This is a genomic window from Serratia sp. JUb9, assembly GCF_014298095.1.
Lineage (GTDB): Bacteria > Pseudomonadota > Gammaproteobacteria > Enterobacterales > Enterobacteriaceae > Serratia_B > Serratia_B rhizosphaerae.
Window position 1 is genome coordinate 3,662,836 of sequence record NZ_CP060416.1, and the last position, 16,005, is coordinate 3,678,840.

The 16,005-nt window shown below is 59.9% G+C and carries 17 protein-coding genes; 9 read left to right on the forward strand and 8 right to left on the reverse strand.

Going from position 1 to position 16,005, the window contains the following annotated elements; genetic code table 11:
- The first annotated feature begins 47 nt into the window (after nt 1-47).
- Complete coding sequence (gene bioA, locus HF675_RS17245) at nt 48-1,322, forward strand: adenosylmethionine--8-amino-7-oxononanoate transaminase (RefSeq protein WP_187043495.1); 1,275 nt, start codon at nt 48-50, stop codon at nt 1,320-1,322.
- 3 nt (nt 1,323-1,325) lie between these two features.
- On the opposite strand, the gene HF675_RS23990 is transcribed toward bioA, so the two are convergent.
- Nucleotides 1,326-1,727, reverse strand: coding sequence for a YkvA family protein (locus tag HF675_RS23990; RefSeq protein WP_105230187.1), 402 nt, complete (start codon nt 1,725-1,727; stop codon nt 1,326-1,328).
- Nucleotides 1,728-1,990: 263 nt separating this feature from the next.
- On the opposite strand from HF675_RS23990, the gene HF675_RS17255 reads away from it, so the two are divergent.
- Complete coding sequence (locus HF675_RS17255; protein ID WP_105230186.1) at nt 1,991-2,473, forward strand: kinase inhibitor; 483 nt, start codon at nt 1,991-1,993, stop codon at nt 2,471-2,473.
- 180 nt (nt 2,474-2,653) lie between these two features.
- Here the strand turns inward: HF675_RS17255 and HF675_RS17260 are convergent, their stop codons facing one another.
- The 3 genes from HF675_RS17260 to pgl all read right to left on the reverse strand — a co-directional run bounded on the left by HF675_RS17260 (nt 2,654) and on the right by pgl (nt 4,848).
- Nucleotides 2,654-3,007: a putative T6SS immunity periplasmic lipoprotein gene (locus HF675_RS17260; RefSeq protein WP_111737560.1), complete on the reverse strand. Its 354-nt coding sequence runs from the start codon at nt 3,005-3,007 to the stop codon at nt 2,654-2,656.
- Between the two features lie 2 nt (nt 3,008-3,009).
- Nucleotides 3,010-3,552 (reverse strand): type IV secretion protein Rhs, encoded by a 543-nt coding sequence (locus HF675_RS17265; RefSeq protein WP_105230184.1) that lies wholly within the window; start codon nt 3,550-3,552, stop codon nt 3,010-3,012.
- 303 nt (nt 3,553-3,855) lie between these two features.
- Complete coding sequence (gene pgl, locus HF675_RS17270; protein WP_187043496.1) at nt 3,856-4,848, reverse strand: 6-phosphogluconolactonase; 993 nt, start codon at nt 4,846-4,848, stop codon at nt 3,856-3,858.
- Nucleotides 4,849-5,022: 174 nt separating this feature from the next.
- Here pgl and HF675_RS17275 point away from each other — a divergent pair, with 174 nt between their 5' ends.
- A complete protein-coding gene (locus HF675_RS17275) occupies nt 5,023-5,844 on the forward strand; it encodes a pyridoxal phosphatase (protein ID WP_187043497.1) in 822 nt (273 codons plus the stop codon).
- Nucleotides 5,845-5,874: 30 nt separating this feature from the next.
- On the opposite strand, the gene modC is transcribed toward HF675_RS17275, so the two are convergent.
- From modC to HF675_RS17295, 4 genes are all read right to left on the reverse strand, one after another.
- Nucleotides 5,875-6,942 carry a molybdenum ABC transporter ATP-binding protein ModC gene (gene modC, locus HF675_RS17280; RefSeq protein WP_187043498.1) on the reverse strand — a complete coding sequence of 356 codons (1,068 nt, stop codon included), beginning with the start codon at nt 6,940-6,942 and terminating at the stop codon, nt 5,875-5,877.
- Nucleotides 6,943-7,632: a molybdate ABC transporter permease subunit gene (gene modB, locus HF675_RS17285; RefSeq protein ID WP_105230180.1), complete on the reverse strand. Its 690-nt coding sequence runs from the start codon at nt 7,630-7,632 to the stop codon at nt 6,943-6,945.
- Nucleotides 7,629-8,402, reverse strand: coding sequence for a molybdate ABC transporter substrate-binding protein (gene modA, locus HF675_RS17290; protein ID WP_187043499.1), 774 nt, complete (start codon nt 8,400-8,402; stop codon nt 7,629-7,631). The genes modB and modA overlap by 4 nt, the downstream gene beginning before the upstream one ends.
- 189 nt (nt 8,403-8,591) lie before the next feature.
- Nucleotides 8,592-8,735 carry an AcrZ family multidrug efflux pump-associated protein gene (locus HF675_RS17295; RefSeq protein ID WP_071889351.1) on the reverse strand — a complete coding sequence of 48 codons (144 nt, stop codon included), beginning with the start codon at nt 8,733-8,735 and terminating at the stop codon, nt 8,592-8,594.
- 325 nt (nt 8,736-9,060) lie between these two features.
- On the opposite strand from HF675_RS17295, the gene modE reads away from it, so the two are divergent.
- The 6 genes from modE (at nt 9,061) to galM (ending at nt 15,978) form a co-directional block, all read left to right on the forward strand.
- Entirely contained in the window at nt 9,061-9,852 is a 792-nt protein-coding gene (gene modE, locus HF675_RS17300; RefSeq protein WP_105230178.1) for a molybdenum-dependent transcriptional regulator, read from the forward strand.
- A 90-nt stretch (nt 9,853-9,942) separates the two neighbouring features.
- Nucleotides 9,943-11,415 (forward strand): molybdate ABC transporter ATP-binding protein ModF, encoded by a 1,473-nt coding sequence (gene modF, locus HF675_RS17305; RefSeq protein ID WP_187043500.1) that lies wholly within the window; start codon nt 9,943-9,945, stop codon nt 11,413-11,415.
- Nucleotides 11,416-11,628: 213 nt separating this feature from the next.
- On the forward strand, nt 11,629-12,450 hold the full coding sequence (locus HF675_RS17310; protein ID WP_111737564.1) for a CPBP family intramembrane glutamic endopeptidase: 822 nt from the start codon (nt 11,629-11,631) through the stop codon (nt 12,448-12,450).
- Between the two features lie 287 nt (nt 12,451-12,737).
- Nucleotides 12,738-13,787: a galactose-1-phosphate uridylyltransferase gene (gene galT / locus HF675_RS17315; protein ID WP_187043501.1), complete on the forward strand. Its 1,050-nt coding sequence runs from the start codon at nt 12,738-12,740 to the stop codon at nt 13,785-13,787.
- On the forward strand, nt 13,787-14,938 hold the full coding sequence (gene galK / locus HF675_RS17320; protein WP_187043502.1) for a galactokinase: 1,152 nt from the start codon (nt 13,787-13,789) through the stop codon (nt 14,936-14,938). Before galT ends, galK begins: the two co-directional genes overlap by 1 nt.
- On the forward strand, nt 14,932-15,978 hold the full coding sequence (galM, locus tag HF675_RS17325; protein ID WP_105230173.1) for a galactose-1-epimerase: 1,047 nt from the start codon (nt 14,932-14,934) through the stop codon (nt 15,976-15,978). Before galK ends, galM begins: the two co-directional genes overlap by 7 nt.
- The last annotated feature ends 27 nt before the right edge of the window (nt 15,979-16,005 follow it).

Genomic DNA, 16,005 nt, shown 5'->3' on the forward strand with positions numbered 1-16,005 from the left:
TGTGGATATACTGTCAACCATTCTGTAATTGATTTGGTTTACAACTTATGTCTCTGTCTCCCGCCGATCTCGACTTCGATCAGCGCCATATCTGGCACCCTTACACTTCGATGAGCCACCCGCTGCCCTGCTATCCGGTAGAGGCGGCGTCCGGCGTGGAACTTCAGCTGGCCGACGGCCGTAAACTGGTGGACGGCATGTCTTCCTGGTGGGCGGCGATCCATGGTTATAACCACCCGCAGCTGAATCAGGCCGCCGTCCGGCAGCTTGAAAACATGTCGCATGTGATGTTCGGCGGCATCACCCATCCGCCGGCCGTCGCGCTGTGCCGCAAACTGGTGGAGATGACGCCATCCGCGCTGGAATGCGTGTTTTTAGCCGATTCCGGCTCGGTAGCGGTGGAAGTGTCGCTGAAAATGGCGCTGCAGTACTGGCAGGCGCGCGGTGAAAAACGCCAGCGCATTTTGACGCTGCGCCACGGCTATCACGGCGATACCTTTGGCGCGATGTCGGTGTGCGATCCGGATAACTCGATGCACAGCCTGTATCAGGGCTACCTGACACCGCATCTGTTCGCCACGGCGCCGCAGTGCCGTTTTAACGATGAGTGGGATGAACAGGATATCGCCCCCTTCGCCGCGCTGCTTGAACAGCACGCCGGCGAGGTGGCCGCGGTGATCCTGGAGCCAGTGGTGCAAGGCGCCGGCGGCATGCGTATTTATCATCCGCACTATTTGCGCCGGGTACGGGAACTGTGCGACCGCTACGATGTGCTGCTGATCGCCGATGAGATCGCTACCGGCTTTGGCCGCACCGGCAAACTGTTCGCCTGCGAACACGCCGGCATTACGCCGGATATTCTGTGCCTGGGCAAGGCGCTGACCGGCGGCTATATGACGCTGTCCGCCACGCTGACCACCCGCCACGTGGCGGAAACCATCAGCAACGGCGCCGCCGGCTGCTTTATGCACGGCCCGACATTTATGGGCAACCCACTGGCCTGCGCGGTGGCCCACGCTAGCCTGACGCTGCTGACGGAAAACCACTGGCAGCAGCAGGTCGCGGCGATCGAGCAGCAGTTGCAGCAGCAGCTGCTGCCGCTGAAGGCCGCGTCCAACGTGGCGGACGTGCGCGTGCTGGGAGCGATTGGCGTGGTGGAGATGAAGCAGGCGGTGGATGTGGCGCAGGTGCAGCGGGAATTTGTAGAACGCGGCGTGTGGATCCGGCCGTTCGGCAAGCTGGTTTATCTGATGCCGCCGTACATTATCCGGCCCGAACAGCTCAGCCGTCTGACCGATGCCATCATGGCCATCGCGGACTGAGTATTACCAGTGCTGGTCCAGATAACGGGCCAGCCAAACCAGCGCACCGATCCACAACAGGATAATCATTAACATCGCGAAACGACCGCGTGGATTATCGATACGCTGCTGTGCCTTGCGCCGCAGCTCCTCCATCAGCGGTTTCGGGATCAGGCGCACCGCCAGCATAATGCCCAGCGGCACCAGAATCACGTCGTCCAGATAGCCCAGCACCGGGATAAAGTCGGGGATCAGATCGATCGGCGATACCGCATAGCCCGCCACCAGCAGCGCGATCAGCTTGGCGTACCACGGCGTGCGACGGTCGCGTGCCGCCAGCCACAGCGCCACAATATCGCGCTTGATGCCTTTGGCCCAACGGCGCAGCCAGCCAAACCACGGCGTACGTTTTTTCAGTGAAATCATGATGACGTCATTACAGGATGGGCAGCCTTACGGTCTGTTAACGGTTTCGCCCGCACGGCCGGCGTGATCTCTTCGCGGCGGGCGTCAGACGGTAAATTCAGCGTTTAACTCTATGCACAATCCGCCAGGCGCGCAACCGCCAATGTTGCCAAACTGTAAATCGTTGTTATCGGCGCCGGCTATCAGCGCCACGCCGGGGTTGTGCCGGGACGGTAAAACGGGCTAGTTTGAAGGTTCGCTTTATTCGTCAACAGGAAACCAGCATGACTTTTCGTTTATACAGCAATGACCTGCAGGACGGCGCCACCATGCCGGAGGCGCAGGTATTTAACGGTATGGGCTATCAGGGGGGAAACCTGTCGCCGCATCTGGCGTGGAGCGGCGCGCCGGCGGGCAGCAAGAGTTTCGTCGTTACCCTGTTCGACCCCGATGCGCCGACCGGCTCCGGCTGGTGGCACTGGGTGGTCGCCAATATTCCGGCCGACGTGAATGAACTGCCGACCGGCGCCGGCTCCGGCCAGCCGGGACTGCCCGCCGACGCGATTCAGACCCGCACCGATTTCGGCCAGGCCGGTTACGGCGGCGCGGCACCGCCGCAGGGAGAACGCCACCGCTACCAGTTCACCGTACACGCGCTGGATGTCGAGAGCATTGAGGTCGATGCAAACGCCAGCGGCGCGATGGTCGGCTTCAACGTGCACTTCCACAGCCTGGGCAGCGCCAGCCTGACGGTGCACTACAGCTAATAGATCGCGGAGCGCGGCAGACGTGCTCCGCGATTTGACTGACGGCCTCTTTCTTAAATTCAGGTGTAAATCATGGAGTGCACAAATCCTTCCTTTGTGCACAAAGTATACGCCAGGAACACCTACCGCCATCGGGACAGTTCGATAACACGCTCAAAATATTTTATAACATCTGTATTATCAATGTGCGGCAGTGAATTCAGCCGTTACTAAATATGATTCTGGTTCCTCAGATTTGACATTATAAGCGATTGAATACCGCTCATCAGGTGTAAATTTAAATCCGAACAGGGGCAGGCATTCTCCCTTAGGGACATAAACAGGTTTATCATCAAAGATCTTGTGAAGAGATTCGCTTTTATCACTGTTTATTTGAATAGCCGTAATCCGCTCTTGTGGTTCCAGTGGCGACACCACACAAACATGATTATCTTTAATTAACACTGTTGTTGATTCTCGATCTACCATTCGATCACCAGGGCCAGGGCATCCCGTCAAGAAAAACACGGCAGCCAACAGAATCCTGTTTTTCATGATTACCGTCCTTTCCCACTCACTATTTTCTGATAAAGCGAAGGTATATTTCTCATCTTGTCCACCCCCCTGTATTTTCCCATTTGCCCTGCTCTCTGATAGAAATACCATTTATCGATTCCATAAACCAGCAGCAACCAATAATCAGCAAGAATAGATGCTTGCTGCTCTAGAGAGTAATCTGTCAACTTATATTTATCTAGTCTATACGTATATTCAGCAGCCCAGCTAAAAGCACCCCGCAGTCTAACCCATTGCCCATGCTGATGTTGCCATACGTGCGCTAATTCATGAATAAAAACATATTTATCTTCGACAAAAACTGAGTTCGAAGAAAAATCATCTCTGTACATTGACTTTCTGTACCATAGTTCCCCATTAGGGGTCATAGCATAGTTTTGTTTCTGCAAACCGAACGGTAAATAACTATCACAATGAATCCAGACACGACTATAAACTATCGAATCACCGAAAACCCGACGAGCCATTGCAATCTCGCCTATTGTCATTCGGCGTAATGTTCCTTCCTCAGCCTGTGCGCTCATAAACCACTCTCCTTGTATGATTTATCTACATCGTAAAATCATTAGTTGAAAGAGTCTATAGACGGACAATAGCAGCTATGTGTAATGATCTTTCCCCTTTGGCCATTAACAGCGGAAACCTACGGCGATATGGAGGCGTTAGCCCTGCTCACACTCTGCGCGATACCAGCGGCAATCATTGCCATGCTGTGCATCACATTCGGCAGAAAAGCCAAAAATTAATCCCGGCCGGAGCCGGGATAATATATAAGCCTATAGAGGGCATCTTTAGCCATACTAAAAGCCGTCCCCCCTGCGGCAGGCTTACTTCGCCAGCACGCTGACCCACATCGGGCCTTTGCCTACCGGGTAACGCGCCAGATCCTTCAGGCTGCCGTCCGCCTGAATGGCATGCACCGCCAGGTGGTCGGATTTTTGCCCGACGGAAAGCACAAAGCGGCCGCTGTGATCGATATTGAAGCCGCGCGGCTGCTGCTCGGTCGGGTAGTGGCCGATAACGCTCAGCGTGCTGCCGTCCGCCGATACCGCGAAGGCGCTCAGAATGCTGGCGGTACGGTCGCTGATATACAGGAAACGGCCGTCCGGCGTGAGGTGAATATCCGCCGCCCAGCAGGTACCTTCAAAGTCCGCCGGCATCGCGTTGATGGTCTGCACCGTGGTGTAGCGCTTGCCATCGTCCTCAATCGCCAGCACGTCCACCGTGCTGTCCAGCTCATTCACCAGGTAGGCGTAGCGTTGGTTGCCGTGGAACGCCATATGACGCGGACCGGCGCCGGCGGCGGTCGCCACGCTCTGCTGGCTGTGCGGCGTCAGCTTCCCGTCCAGGCTCAGATCAAACAGACGCACGCGGTCTTCTTTCAGACACGGCACCAGCAGCAGCTGGTTGGTCGGATCGATATTGGCGGAGTGCGGCGCGGTCAGGCCGTCCAGCTGCTGCAGCGGCGCGGTCACCACGCCATCGTGGCCGATTGGGCTGATAGTGGCGTTGTTGCCGCTGTAGGACACGGCGAACAGATAACGGCCCTGCAAATCGGTGGAGAGGTGCGTCGGGCTGCCCGGCAGCGGCGCCATGCCCGCTTCCTGCAGCGTGCCGTCGTGCTCAATGCGATAGCTCACCACGCCAAACGCCGGGCGTACGCCTACGTACAGATGGGTGCGGTCCGGGTGAATCGCCATCGGCTGTACCTGTCCCGGCACCTCGACGGTTTGCAGCAGCGCCAGCGCGCCGGCGTCATCCAACTGCCAGACGTGGATTTGCTGGCTTTCCGGGCTGGCGACATAAACGATTTGCTTCATGTTGGCTCCTTACGAGAAAAAGAGAAACCGGTTTCATCTCAATCGGTTTTCTCTAGCTTACCTGACAAATGAGACATAACAAGCCTGGCGAATCAGCAAATTCCCTGTGGTTTTATCCGTCGGTGATCGGGTGTACTATCGGATTAATTTCCATACTAATTATTCGAGACATCTATGACCTACCGCGTTATCGCCCTCGATCTGGACGGCACCCTGCTGGACACCCAAAAACGTATCTTGCCGCAGTCGCTGGAAGCCTTGGCGGCGGCGCGCGCCGCCGGCGTCAAAGTGGTAGTGGTGACCGGCCGCCATCACGTCGCCATTCATCCGTTTTATCAGGCGCTGGAACTGGACACGCCGGCTATCTGCTGCAACGGCACCTATCTGTATGACTTCCAGCAGCAAAAGGTGCTGGCGGCCGATCCGCTGCCGAAAGAGCAGGCCAAGCAGGTGCTGCAGATGCTCAGACAAAGCGGGATCCACGGCCTGATGTATGTGGACGATGCGATGCTGTATCAGGAGCCCAGCGGCCATGTGACCCGTTCGCTGGCCTGGGCTGAGAAGCTGCCGCCCGCACAGCGCCCGACGCTGCTGCAGGTCGACAGCCTGACTCAGGCCGCCGACGATGCGCGCTCAATCTGGAAATTCGCCACTTCGCATGCCGATACCGCGGCTCTGCGCGAGTTTGCCGAAACGGTGGAAAAAGAGCTGGGGCTGGCCTGCGAATGGTCGTGGCACGATCAGGTGGATATCGCCAAGAACGGCAACAGCAAGGGCAAACGCCTGCGTCAGTGGGTGGAATCTCAGGGGCTGACGATGGATCAGGTGGTGGCCTTCGGCGATAACTACAACGATCTGAGCATGCTGGAAGCCGCCGGCCTCGGCGTGGCGATGGGCAATGCCGACGAGGCAATCAAACAGCGCGCCGATCTGACCATCGCCGATCACCTGCAGCCCGGCATCGCCGAGGTTATCCGCAGCCACGTCCTGGCCTGACACCGTGCGCCCTCTCCGCCCGGAGAGGGCTTAACGCGCTTCGCGGCTGATTGAGACGCTTTTTACCTGCGCATACAACCACTGGCCCGGCTTAATCGCCAGTTCATCGCGCGCCCACGGGGTAATACGCGCCCACAGCACGCTGTCGCCGACCAACAGTTTCACCTCTGTCTGCCCGCCGACTTCCAGGCACTCTATCACCTTGGCCGGCAGAATATTGCGGATGCTGCTGTTATGCGGCGCCTGCAGCACCAGCGAAACGTCGGCGGCATTGATACGGATCCGCAGTTGCGTGCCGATCGGCGCATCCACCGCGCTGACCCACAGGCGTTGGTCCCCCAGCCGCAGCGCGCTCATCGCATAGCGCTCATGATGTTCAATCACGCTGACGTTCAGCACGCTGCTTTGATCTTCCCGCTGCAGCCACGGGCGCAGCGCATTGCTGGCCCACACCGCCTCCAGATCGCCGCAGGCCAGCACCTGACCGCGGTCCAGCACCATCACCTGGCCGGCCAGCCGCAGAATTTCATCCATACTGTGGCTGACGTACAGAATCGGGATATTGACGTCCTGCGCCAGCCGCTCCAGATACGGCAGCAGCTCGCGCTTACGCGGCAGATCGAGCGACGCCAGCGGCTCATCCATCAGCAGCAGCTCTGGCGCGGTCAGCAGCGCGCGGCCGATCGCCACCCGCTGTTTCTCGCCGCCGGAAAGCGTCAGCGGCAGGCGACCCAGCAGCGCGCCGATACCCAGCAGGTCGACGATATTATCGAACTGGGCGCGCATCGACGCCGCCATGCCGTACTGCAGATTACCGCGCACCCGGTAGTGCGGGAACAGGCGCGCATCCTGAAACACATAGCCGATATGGCGTTTTTCCGGCGGCAGACACAGGCCGCGTTCACAATCCACCAGCGTGCGTCCGTTCAGGACAATGCGCCCGCTGTCCGGCCGGGTCAGGCCGCCGATCGCGTTGATCAGTGAGGTTTTCCCCGCGCCGGACAGACCGAAAATTGCCGTGATGCCCTGCGCCGGCAGGCTCTCTTTGACCTGCAGTTGCAGATCGCCGAGGCGCTGGCTGAAATCCAATTCTAACATTCAGCCTCCCATCCGCTTGCGGCCCCAGCGGGCCAGCCACTCGGACGCCATCAGCGAACACAGCGACAGCACGATGGCAATCACGCACAGGCGCGCGGCGGCGCCCTCCGCCCCCGGCGTCTCAATCAGGGTGTACATCGCCAGCGGAATGGTGCGGGTTTCACCGGGAATATTGGAGACAAAGGTAATGGTGGCGCCAAACTCCCCCAGCGAGCGGGCGAAGGCCAACACCACGCCGACAATCACCCCCGGCAGCGACAGCGGCAGGGTTATGGTGAAAAACACCCGCCACGGGCTGGCGCCCAGCGTGCGCGCCGCCTGTTCCAGGCGCCGGTCCACCGCCTCCAGCGCCAGGCGGATCGCCCGCACCATCAGCGGAAACGCCACCACCGCCGACGCCAGCGCCGCGCCGCGCCAGCTGAAACTAAAGCTGAAGCCGAACCAGTCATACAGCCACTCACCGATGACCCCGCGCCGTCCCATGGCAATCAACAACAGGTAGCCGACCACCACCGGCGGCAGCACCAGCGGCAGATGGATAATGCTGTCCAGCAGCGATTTGCCGGGGAAATTACGGCGCACCAGAATCCAGGCGGTCAAGATGCCCAGCGGCAGGCTGCAAACCACCGCCAGGCTGGAGACCTTCAGGCTCAGCGCCAGCGCCTGCCACTCATACTCGCTCAGAATCATTGCCGTGGAGAGAATCCGTAACGTTTAAACACCGCCGCCGCCTGCGGGCTTTTCAGGTAGGTATAGAACGCGCTGACCGTCGGGCTATCGTGGCCTTTGACCATCGCCATCGGGTATTCCACCGGTTTGTGGCTGTCCGCCGGGAACACGCCGACCACCTTCACTTTATTACTGGCCAGCGCATCAGAGCCGTAAACAATACCCAGCGGCGCTTCCTGCCGCTCCACCAGCGCCATTGCGCTGCGCACATTGTTGGCGCGCGCCAGTTTCGGCGCCAGCTGCGGCCAGGCTTTCAGGCTCTGCAGCGCTTCTTTAGCGTAAATACCGGCCGGCACGTGATCTGGATCGCCCACCGCCAGACGCTCGCCATTGAGCAATTTCTGCCAGTCGGTGTGCGGCGTGATCGCCACCTTATCCAGTTTGCTGTCTTTGGCGGCAATCAGCACCAGATCGTTGTCCAGCAGCGTGTAGCGGCTGTCTTTGACCATCTGTTGCTTGTCGATGGCATAGTCCATCCACTGCTGGTCGGCGGAAATAAACAGATCGGCCGGCGCGCCCTGCTCAATCTGCCGTGCCAGCGTCGAAGAGGAAGCAAATGAGGAAACCACCTGCACGTCTTTGCCCTGCTGATACTGCGTAGCAATCTCCTGCAGCGCGTTAGTCAGCGATGCCGCGGCGAATACGGTCACCTTGTCCGCGGCAGACGCCTGTATCACCAGACCGGACGCCAATACCGCACCGCCCAGCCACCGAGTCCATTGCTGTTTCATTGTTAATTATCTCCCCCGTCGCAGGACGGATTGCATTCGTTATATAAAAAATAATATAACGATAGACTGCGGCTTGTCATGCGCTTTGTCGGCCCAGTTCCGCGGTGGTCGTCAAGAGATATCGGCAATAAGGAAAAAAACTTGAACTCCCCGCCACGCATCGCGCGGCAGGGAGTGGAGAAGGGAAAATCAGCTGCGTTTTTCTTTCGCCGGACCGGCTTTGGAGAAGATGTTGAACACTTCCGCCAGACCATAAATTAAACCGAGGATCACCGCCATGACTACGGGAACCATAACTACAGCAAATACTAAACTTTTCAATAATTCCAACATACTCGCCTCACTTATACTGCCTTGCTGAACGACGGCCTGAATCCGGTGGCTGACACGTTTGCGGCTGTCGCTTTACGGTATCGGAAATTCACGTTAAAAACAGGGTTATTGTAGCGGCTGTGGCCCCGAAGTCCTCAGCCAAACGTGCTGAAATATTCGGCTATGCTACCTCAACGCGGGAAAAAATAATGCGATATTTGGCGCATTGTCGTCAGATCGGTGACAATAGCGCATCATATATCGCGCCAGCGCCGCCTCTCCGCCCTATAACCGGAAGCCCGCACCGCGGCGGATAGCCACTTTTTTGCAGCCTACGGAACGTACCATGCAGGCCGAAATACTTCTGACATTAAAACTGCAGCAAAAACTGTTTGCCGACCCGCGCCGCATCGCCCTGCTCAAGCAGGTGGCCCATACCGGCTCCATCAGCCAGGGCGCCAAGCTGGCAGGCATCAGCTATAAAAGCGCCTGGGACGCCATCAATGAGATGAATCAACTGGCGGAACAGACCGTGGTGGAGCGCGCCACCGGCGGTAAAGGCGGCGGTGGCGCACAGCTGACCCACTATGGGCAACGGCTGATCCAGCTGTACGATCTGCTGGGGCAAATTCAGCAGAAAGCCTTCGACGTGCTGCAGCAGGATCGGCTGCCGCTGGACAGCCTGTTGGCGGCCATCTCACGCTTCTCCCTGCAAACCAGCGCCCGCAACCAGTTTTTCGCCACCGTGACGGCGCGCGAGCAGCAACAGGTGCAGCAACACATTCAGCTGTTGCTGGCCGACGGCCACACCCGGCTGACCGCCGCCGTCACCGAACAGAGCGCCGACCGCCTGCAACTGGCGCCGGGCAAAGAAGTGCTGGCGCTGATCAAGGCCCCCTGGGTGACGCTCAGCACCGATGACGCCGGCGACGACGCGGCGGATAACGTACTGCCCGGCCGGGTCGCCCATATTCAGCCCGGCGACGCGTACAGCGAAGTGCTGGTTACCCTCGCCGGCGGTGAAACGCTGTGTGCGACGCTGGACAATCAGCAGCTGCAGCAGTTGCAACTGCAGCCGGAGATGCCGGTTAACGCCCTGTTCAATGCCGATCGGGTGATTATCGCGACGCTGTGCTGAATGCAATGTGTCGTTGCATTTTTGTCAATTGACATCCGCCGGCGATGCGCTTATTTCTAAACCAAAGAGTTGCAAAAAAAGGAATAAGTGATGTCGTCATTGCGCATTTCGCAAGGTTCATTTCGTTTAAGCGATACCCGCACCCTGTCGCTGGAGACGCTGGAGATCCGCGCCGGCGACAGTTGGGCGTTCGTCGGCGCCAACGGCAGCGGCAAATCGGCGCTGGCCCGTGCGCTGGCTGATGAGCTGCCGCTGCTGCGCGGCGAACGCCACGGCGACTTTCAGCAGCCGGTGCGCCTCTCTTTCGAACAGCTGCAGAAAATGCTCAGCGATGAGTGGCAACGCAACAATACCGACCTGCTCAGCCCTGACGAAGAAGATACCGGCCGCACCGCCGCCGAGATTATTCAGGAAGAACATCCGTATCCGGCGCGCTGCGCACAGCTGGCGGCGCAGTTCGGCATAAGCGCGCTGCTTGAGCGCCGTTTTAAATATCTCTCCACCGGCGAAACCCGCAAAACGCTGCTGTGCCGCGCCCTGATGGGGCAACCGGACCTGCTGATTCTGGATGAGCCGTTTGACGGGCTGGACGTCGCTTCGCGCGCCCAGCTGGCCGAACTGTTGGCGCAGCTGGCGCAACAGGGCTATACCCTGGTGCTGGTGTTAAACCGCTTTGACGAAATCCCCGACTTTGTTCAGCAGGTCGGCGTACTGGCCGACTGCACGCTGGCCAGCCAGGGCCCGCGCCAACAGGTGATGGCCGACGCGCTGGTGGCGCAGCTGGCGCACAGTGAAAACCTCGCCGGTCTGGCGCTGCCGGAAAGCGAGGATCCGCAACAGCAGCCCGCCCTGCCGGTGGATCATCCGCGGATCGTACTGCGCAACGGCGTGGTCAGCTATAACGATCGTGCCATCATCGATCGTCTCAGCTGGCAGGTGGATCCCGGCCAGCACTGGCAGATCGTCGGCCCGAACGGCGCCGGTAAATCTACGCTGCTCAGCCTGATCACCGGCGATCATCCACAGGGCTACAGCAACGATCTGACCCTGTTCGGCCGTCGCCGCGGCAGCGGTGAAACCATCTGGGAGATCAAACGTCATATCGGCTACGTCAGCAGCAGCCTGCACCTGGAGTACCGCGTCAGCAGCAGCGTGCGCAACGTGATCATTTCCGGTTTCTTTGACTCGATCGGCATCTATCAGGCGGTATCCGATCGTCAGCGCCAACTGAGCGAACAGTGGCTGCAGCTGCTGGGGCTGGGCGGCGCCCAGGGCGAAACACCGTTCCACAGCCTGTCCTGGGGGCAGCAACGCCTGGCGCTGATCGCTCGTGCGCTGGTGAAGCACCCGGCTCTGCTGATCCTGGATGAACCGTTGCAGGGGCTGGATCCGCTTAACCGCCAGCTGGTGCGCCGTTTTATTGATGTGCTGATCGGCGAAGGCACCACCCAGCTGCTGTTTGTCTCGCACCACGCGGAAGACGCCCCGCAGTGCATTACCCACCGCTTAAGCTTTATCCCCTCCGGCGACGCTTACCGTTATCAGCAAGAGCCGCTGCAGTAATTTTTTTCATCAGGCGGGGGCCGCCCCGCCTGGCTGCGCGGCAAACACCGTAGCCAGGCGCTCACTTTTCCTCACTGCACCGACCTTCAGCGCGATTCGCTTGTGTTACTATCCGCCTAATCTCCATTTGACCGGCCGGCGGCAGTATTCCGGCGGAGTCATGGCGGTCTTTGAAAGCGGGTGTCGCATATTTATGTTAAAGGGATAATCGTTATGTGGGGCGTACTGTCGACTGCACTATTTTTTCTGCCGTTTAACCGTCTGATCGCCTGGGTGATTTTGGCGGCATCGGCCGGTATGGGCATCTATCATCAGATTCTGACGCCGCAGGGAGCCGCGTACCTGGCCGTTATCGCTCTGGCCGCCGGGCTGCGTCATCACTACCGCGCCAACGCCGGGCTGTCCGTCGCGCTGGAAGTCCTGCTGGTCGCCAGCAGTCTGGCGCTGTTTCTGCACCTGGTGCCCGGCATCAACAATCAGCTGATGGTGGACGGCAGTAAGGCCGGGCCGCTCAGCGCGCCTTATACGCTGCGCTATAACTTTGATAAGGCGCTGCTGCCGTTCCTGCTGTTCGCCTGTTTGCCGACGCTGTTCAACAGCGGCAAAGCGGCGAAAAACGTCGGCAGCCTGGCCTGGCTGCTGCTGATTTTGTGCGTGCCGCTGTTGTTGCTGCTGGCGGTGGCGCTGGGCGGCCTGAAGCTGGAAAGCCACTTCCCAAGCTGGATATTGCCTTTCATGATGGCCAACCTGTTCTTTGTATCGATGGCGGAAGAAGCGCTGTTTCGCGGCTACCTGCAGCAGCGGCTGACCCAGTGGCTGGGCGCCTGGCCGGCGCTGGTGATCGCCGCCCTGCTGTTTGGCGCGGCACACTTCCCGTCCGGCATGCTGATGGCGATCTTCGCCACGCTGGCCGGGCTGTTGTATGGCCTGGCCTGGATGTGGAGCGGACGCCTGTGGGTGCCGATCGCACTGCACTTTGGCCTGAATATGACGCATCTGCTGTTCTTTACCTATCCGTTCTATCAGCATCCTTAATCCCCGCCGCCGGCAGCGCTCGTCTGTCGGCGGATACTATGGATGAAAACGCTACCACACACCTAATTTCTCCATACGAAAAGGCCAGGGCTGTTGCACCGGCTCCTTCTGTGGTAAAGATCCTTACCTTAATGTAAACGATTCCATTTTTCGCTCTGGATCACCTTTTCCTGCTCGCAAATATGCTATCTTTTAGCCATTATTTAGCTGACGCTATCCAATGAATGGCCGAATAATACGCAGTGTAATCGTTACCACTACGTATAAAAGATGCCGAAGGAATGACTATGACGGATTTTAATCCTATCGATCACCCTCATCGCCGCTTCAATCCGCTGACCGGCCAATGGGTGCTGGTTTCCCCCCATCGCGCCAAGCGTCCCTGGCAGGGGCAGCAGGAAGCGCCCGCGCAGGAAAGCCTGCCGCAGCACGATCCCGACTGTTTCCTGTGCCCTGGCAATTCGCGCGTTACCGGCGACCAAAACCCGGACTATCCTGGCACCTACGTGTTTACCAATGACTTCGCCGCGCTAATGAGCGATACGCCGCAGGCGCCGGAAAGCGACGATCCGCTGATGCGTTGCCAAAGCGCGCGCGGCACCAGCCGGGTGATCTGCTTTTCGCCGGACCACAGCAAAACGCTGCCGCAGCTTAGTCTGCCGGCGCTGGAGCTGGTGGTAGCAACCTGGCAGGAACAAACCGCCGAGCTGGGCCGCAACTACCCCTGGGTGCAGGTGTTTGAAAATAAAGGCGCGGCCATGGGCTGTTCCAATCCGCACCCCCACGGACAAGTATGGGCCAACAGCTTCCTGCCAAATGAAGTCGAGCGTGAAGACCGGCTGCAGCGCGACTATTATCAGCAACACAACAGCGCAATGCTGCTGGACTATGCCCGACGCGAACAGCAGGACGGCAGCCGCACGGTGGTGGAAACCGATCACTGGCTGGCGGTGGTGCCCTATTGGGCGGCATGGCCGTTTGAGACTTTGCTGCTGCCGAAAAGCGCACGGCAACGTCTGACCGACCTTGATGCGGCGCAAAGCGCCGATCTGGCCGTGGCGCTGAAAAAGCTGACCAGCCGCTATGACAATCTGTTCCAGTGCTCTTTCCCTTATTCGATGGGCTGGCACGGCGCACCGTTTAACGGCGCCGATAACCGCCACTGGCAGCTGCACGCCCACTTCTATCCGCCGCTGCTGCGCTCCGCCTCGGTGCGTAAATTTATGGTGGGCTATGAAATGCTGGCGGAAACCCAGCGCGATCTGACCGCCGAACAGGCCGCCGAACGTCTGCGGGCGGTCAGCGATATCCATTACCGTGAAGCCGGAGCCCAATAATGCGTTTGCAAGAATTGACCCAGAGCGTTTTTACCCAGCATTTCGGTTACGCACCGACCCTCACCGTACAGGCACCGGGGCGCGTCAATCTGATCGGCGAACACACCGACTATAACGACGGCTTTGTACTGCCCTGCGCCATCGACTATCAGACCGTGATCAGCATCGCCAAGCGCGACGATCGTCAGATCCGCGTACTGGCGGCCGATTATGATCATCAGGTAGATCAATTCGCCCTCGACCAGTCGATCGTGCCGCATGAGCAGCTGCAGTGGGCCAACTACGTGCGCGGCGTGGTGAAGCATCTGCAGCAGCGCAACGGCAAGTTTGGCGGCGCCGACCTGGTGATCAGCGGCAACGTGCCGCAGGGCGCCGGTCTCAGCTCTTCCGCCTCGCTGGAGGTGGCCGTCGGCCAGGCCTTACAGACGCTGTATCAGCTGCCGCTCGACGGCGTGGCGCTGGCCCTGAACGGCCAGGAGGCCGAAAACCAGTTCGTCGGCTGCAACTGCGGCATTATGGATCAGCTGATTTCCGCGCTCGGCCAGCCGGATCACGCGCTGCTGATCGACTGCCGTTCACTGGCGACCCGCGCGGTGCCGCTGCCGGACGACGTGGCGGTGGTGATCATCAACTCTAATGTCAAACGCGGGCTGGTCGACAGTGAATACAATACCCGTCGCCAGCAGTGTGAACAGGCCGCCGGATTCTTTGGCGTCAAGGCGCTGCGCGACGTCAGCCAGCAACAGTTCAACGCCCGCGAGCATGAGATGGACCCGCTGGTCGCCAAACGTGCGCGCCATATTATCAGCGAGAACGCCCGCACGCTGGCCGCCGCCGAGGCGCTGGCCAGCGGCGATTTAGCCCGGATGGGGCAATTGATGGCCGAGTCGCACGCCTCCATGCGCGATGACTTTGAAATCACCGTGCCGCCGATCGACGCGCTGGTGGAGATTGTCAAAGCGGCGATCGGCGAACACGGCGGCGTGCGTATGACCGGCGGCGGCTTCGGCGGCTGCATCGTCGCGCTGATGCCGCAGCGGCTGGTTGAACCGGTGCGTGCGGCGGTACAACGGGAGTACCCGTTGCGGGCCAACGGCCTGCAGGAAACCTTCTATGTCTGCACCGCATCCGCAGGAGCCGGCTCATGCTGAACATCGCTGAAGAACAACGTGCGCCGGATGGCCGGCCGTTTACCTTAACCACCCTGCGCAACGCCGGCGGGATGACGGTAACGCTGATGGATTGGGGCGCGACCTGGCTCTCAGCGCGGCTGCCGCTCAGCGGCGGCGAAACGCGTGAGGTGCTGCTCGGCTGCGCCACACCTGCCGACTATCTGCGGCAAAGCGCCTATCTCGGCGCTACGGTAGGCCGCTACGCCAACCGCATCGCCAACGCCAGCCTGCCGCAGGACGGCGGCGCGCTGGCGCTGCTGGCCAATCAGGGGCCGCACCAGCTGCACGGCGGGCCGGAGGGCTTCCACGCCCGCCGTTGGCACATTGCCCAGCAGGATCGGCAGCAGGTAACGTATCAGCTGCATTCGCCCGACGGCGATCAGGGCTTCCCCGGCAATCTGCAGGTCAGCGCCCGCTTCCGCCTGACGGACGACCACCAGTTGGAGATCGACTACCAGGCGCAGACCGATCGTCCCTGCCCGGTTAACCTGACCAACCATGCCTATTTCAATCTGGACGGCGCCGGACAAGACGCGCGTCAGCAGACGCTGCAGCTCAACGCGGATCATTACCTGCCGGTCGATGAGCAGGGGATCCCCAGCGCTGCGCTGACGGCGGTCGACGGCAGCGGCATGGATTTCCGCCAGCCTAAAACGCTGGCGCAGGATCTGCTGCGCGATGCCGCCCAGCAGCGGGTGAAGGGTTACGATCACGCCTATCTGCTGCAGCGCGACTGTCTGGCGCTGGATAAACCGGCGGCGCGGCTGTGCTCGGCGGACGGCCGGCTGGAAATGCACGTTTTCACCACTGCACCGGCGCTGCAGCTGTACAGCGGTAACTATCTTGCCGGCACGCCGGCGCGCGACGGCGGCAGCTACGGCGATTACGCCGGCGTGGCGCTGGAAAGCGAATTTCTGCCGGACAGCCCGCACCACCCGGAATGGCCGCAGCCCAGTTGCTGGCTACAACCGGGGCAAAACTATCACAGCATCACCCGCTATCTGTTTTCCCCGCGTTAACCGACATCCCCGCGCCGCAGCGCGGGG

What these genes read in the sequence shown, in the direction of transcription:
- HF675_RS17295 (WP_071889351.1), bottom strand. Translation starts at nt 8,735, where the DNA reads ATGTTGGAATTATTGAAAAGTTTAGTATTTGCTGTAGTTATGGTTCCC.
- modE (WP_105230178.1), top strand. Translation starts at nt 9,061, where the DNA reads ATGCAGGCCGAAATACTTCTGACATTAAAACTGCAGCAAAAACTGTTT.
- HF675_RS17310 (WP_111737564.1), top strand. Translation starts at nt 11,629, where the DNA reads ATGTGGGGCGTACTGTCGACTGCACTATTTTTTCTGCCGTTTAACCGT.
- HF675_RS17260 (WP_111737560.1), bottom strand. Translation starts at nt 3,007, where the DNA reads ATGAAAAACAGGATTCTGTTGGCTGCCGTGTTTTTCTTGACGGGATGC.
- modB (WP_105230180.1), bottom strand. Translation starts at nt 7,632, where the DNA reads ATGATTCTGAGCGAGTATGAGTGGCAGGCGCTGGCGCTGAGCCTGAAG.
- HF675_RS17275 (WP_187043497.1), top strand. Translation starts at nt 5,023, where the DNA reads ATGACCTACCGCGTTATCGCCCTCGATCTGGACGGCACCCTGCTGGAC.
- HF675_RS17265 (WP_105230184.1), bottom strand. Translation starts at nt 3,552, where the DNA reads ATGAGCGCACAGGCTGAGGAAGGAACATTACGCCGAATGACAATAGGC.
- galK (WP_187043502.1), top strand. Translation starts at nt 13,787, where the DNA reads ATGCGTTTGCAAGAATTGACCCAGAGCGTTTTTACCCAGCATTTCGGT.
- pgl (WP_187043496.1), bottom strand. Translation starts at nt 4,848, where the DNA reads ATGAAGCAAATCGTTTATGTCGCCAGCCCGGAAAGCCAGCAAATCCAC.
- HF675_RS23990 (WP_105230187.1), bottom strand. Translation starts at nt 1,727, where the DNA reads ATGATTTCACTGAAAAAACGTACGCCGTGGTTTGGCTGGCTGCGCCGT.
- modA (WP_187043499.1), bottom strand. Translation starts at nt 8,402, where the DNA reads ATGAAACAGCAATGGACTCGGTGGCTGGGCGGTGCGGTATTGGCGTCC.
- modF (WP_187043500.1), top strand. Translation starts at nt 9,943, where the DNA reads ATGTCGTCATTGCGCATTTCGCAAGGTTCATTTCGTTTAAGCGATACC.
- HF675_RS17255 (WP_105230186.1), top strand. Translation starts at nt 1,991, where the DNA reads ATGACTTTTCGTTTATACAGCAATGACCTGCAGGACGGCGCCACCATG.
- galM (WP_105230173.1), top strand. Translation starts at nt 14,932, where the DNA reads ATGCTGAACATCGCTGAAGAACAACGTGCGCCGGATGGCCGGCCGTTT.
- galT (WP_187043501.1), top strand. Translation starts at nt 12,738, where the DNA reads ATGACGGATTTTAATCCTATCGATCACCCTCATCGCCGCTTCAATCCG.
- bioA (WP_187043495.1), top strand. Translation starts at nt 48, where the DNA reads ATGTCTCTGTCTCCCGCCGATCTCGACTTCGATCAGCGCCATATCTGG.
- modC (WP_187043498.1), bottom strand. Translation starts at nt 6,942, where the DNA reads ATGTTAGAATTGGATTTCAGCCAGCGCCTCGGCGATCTGCAACTGCAG.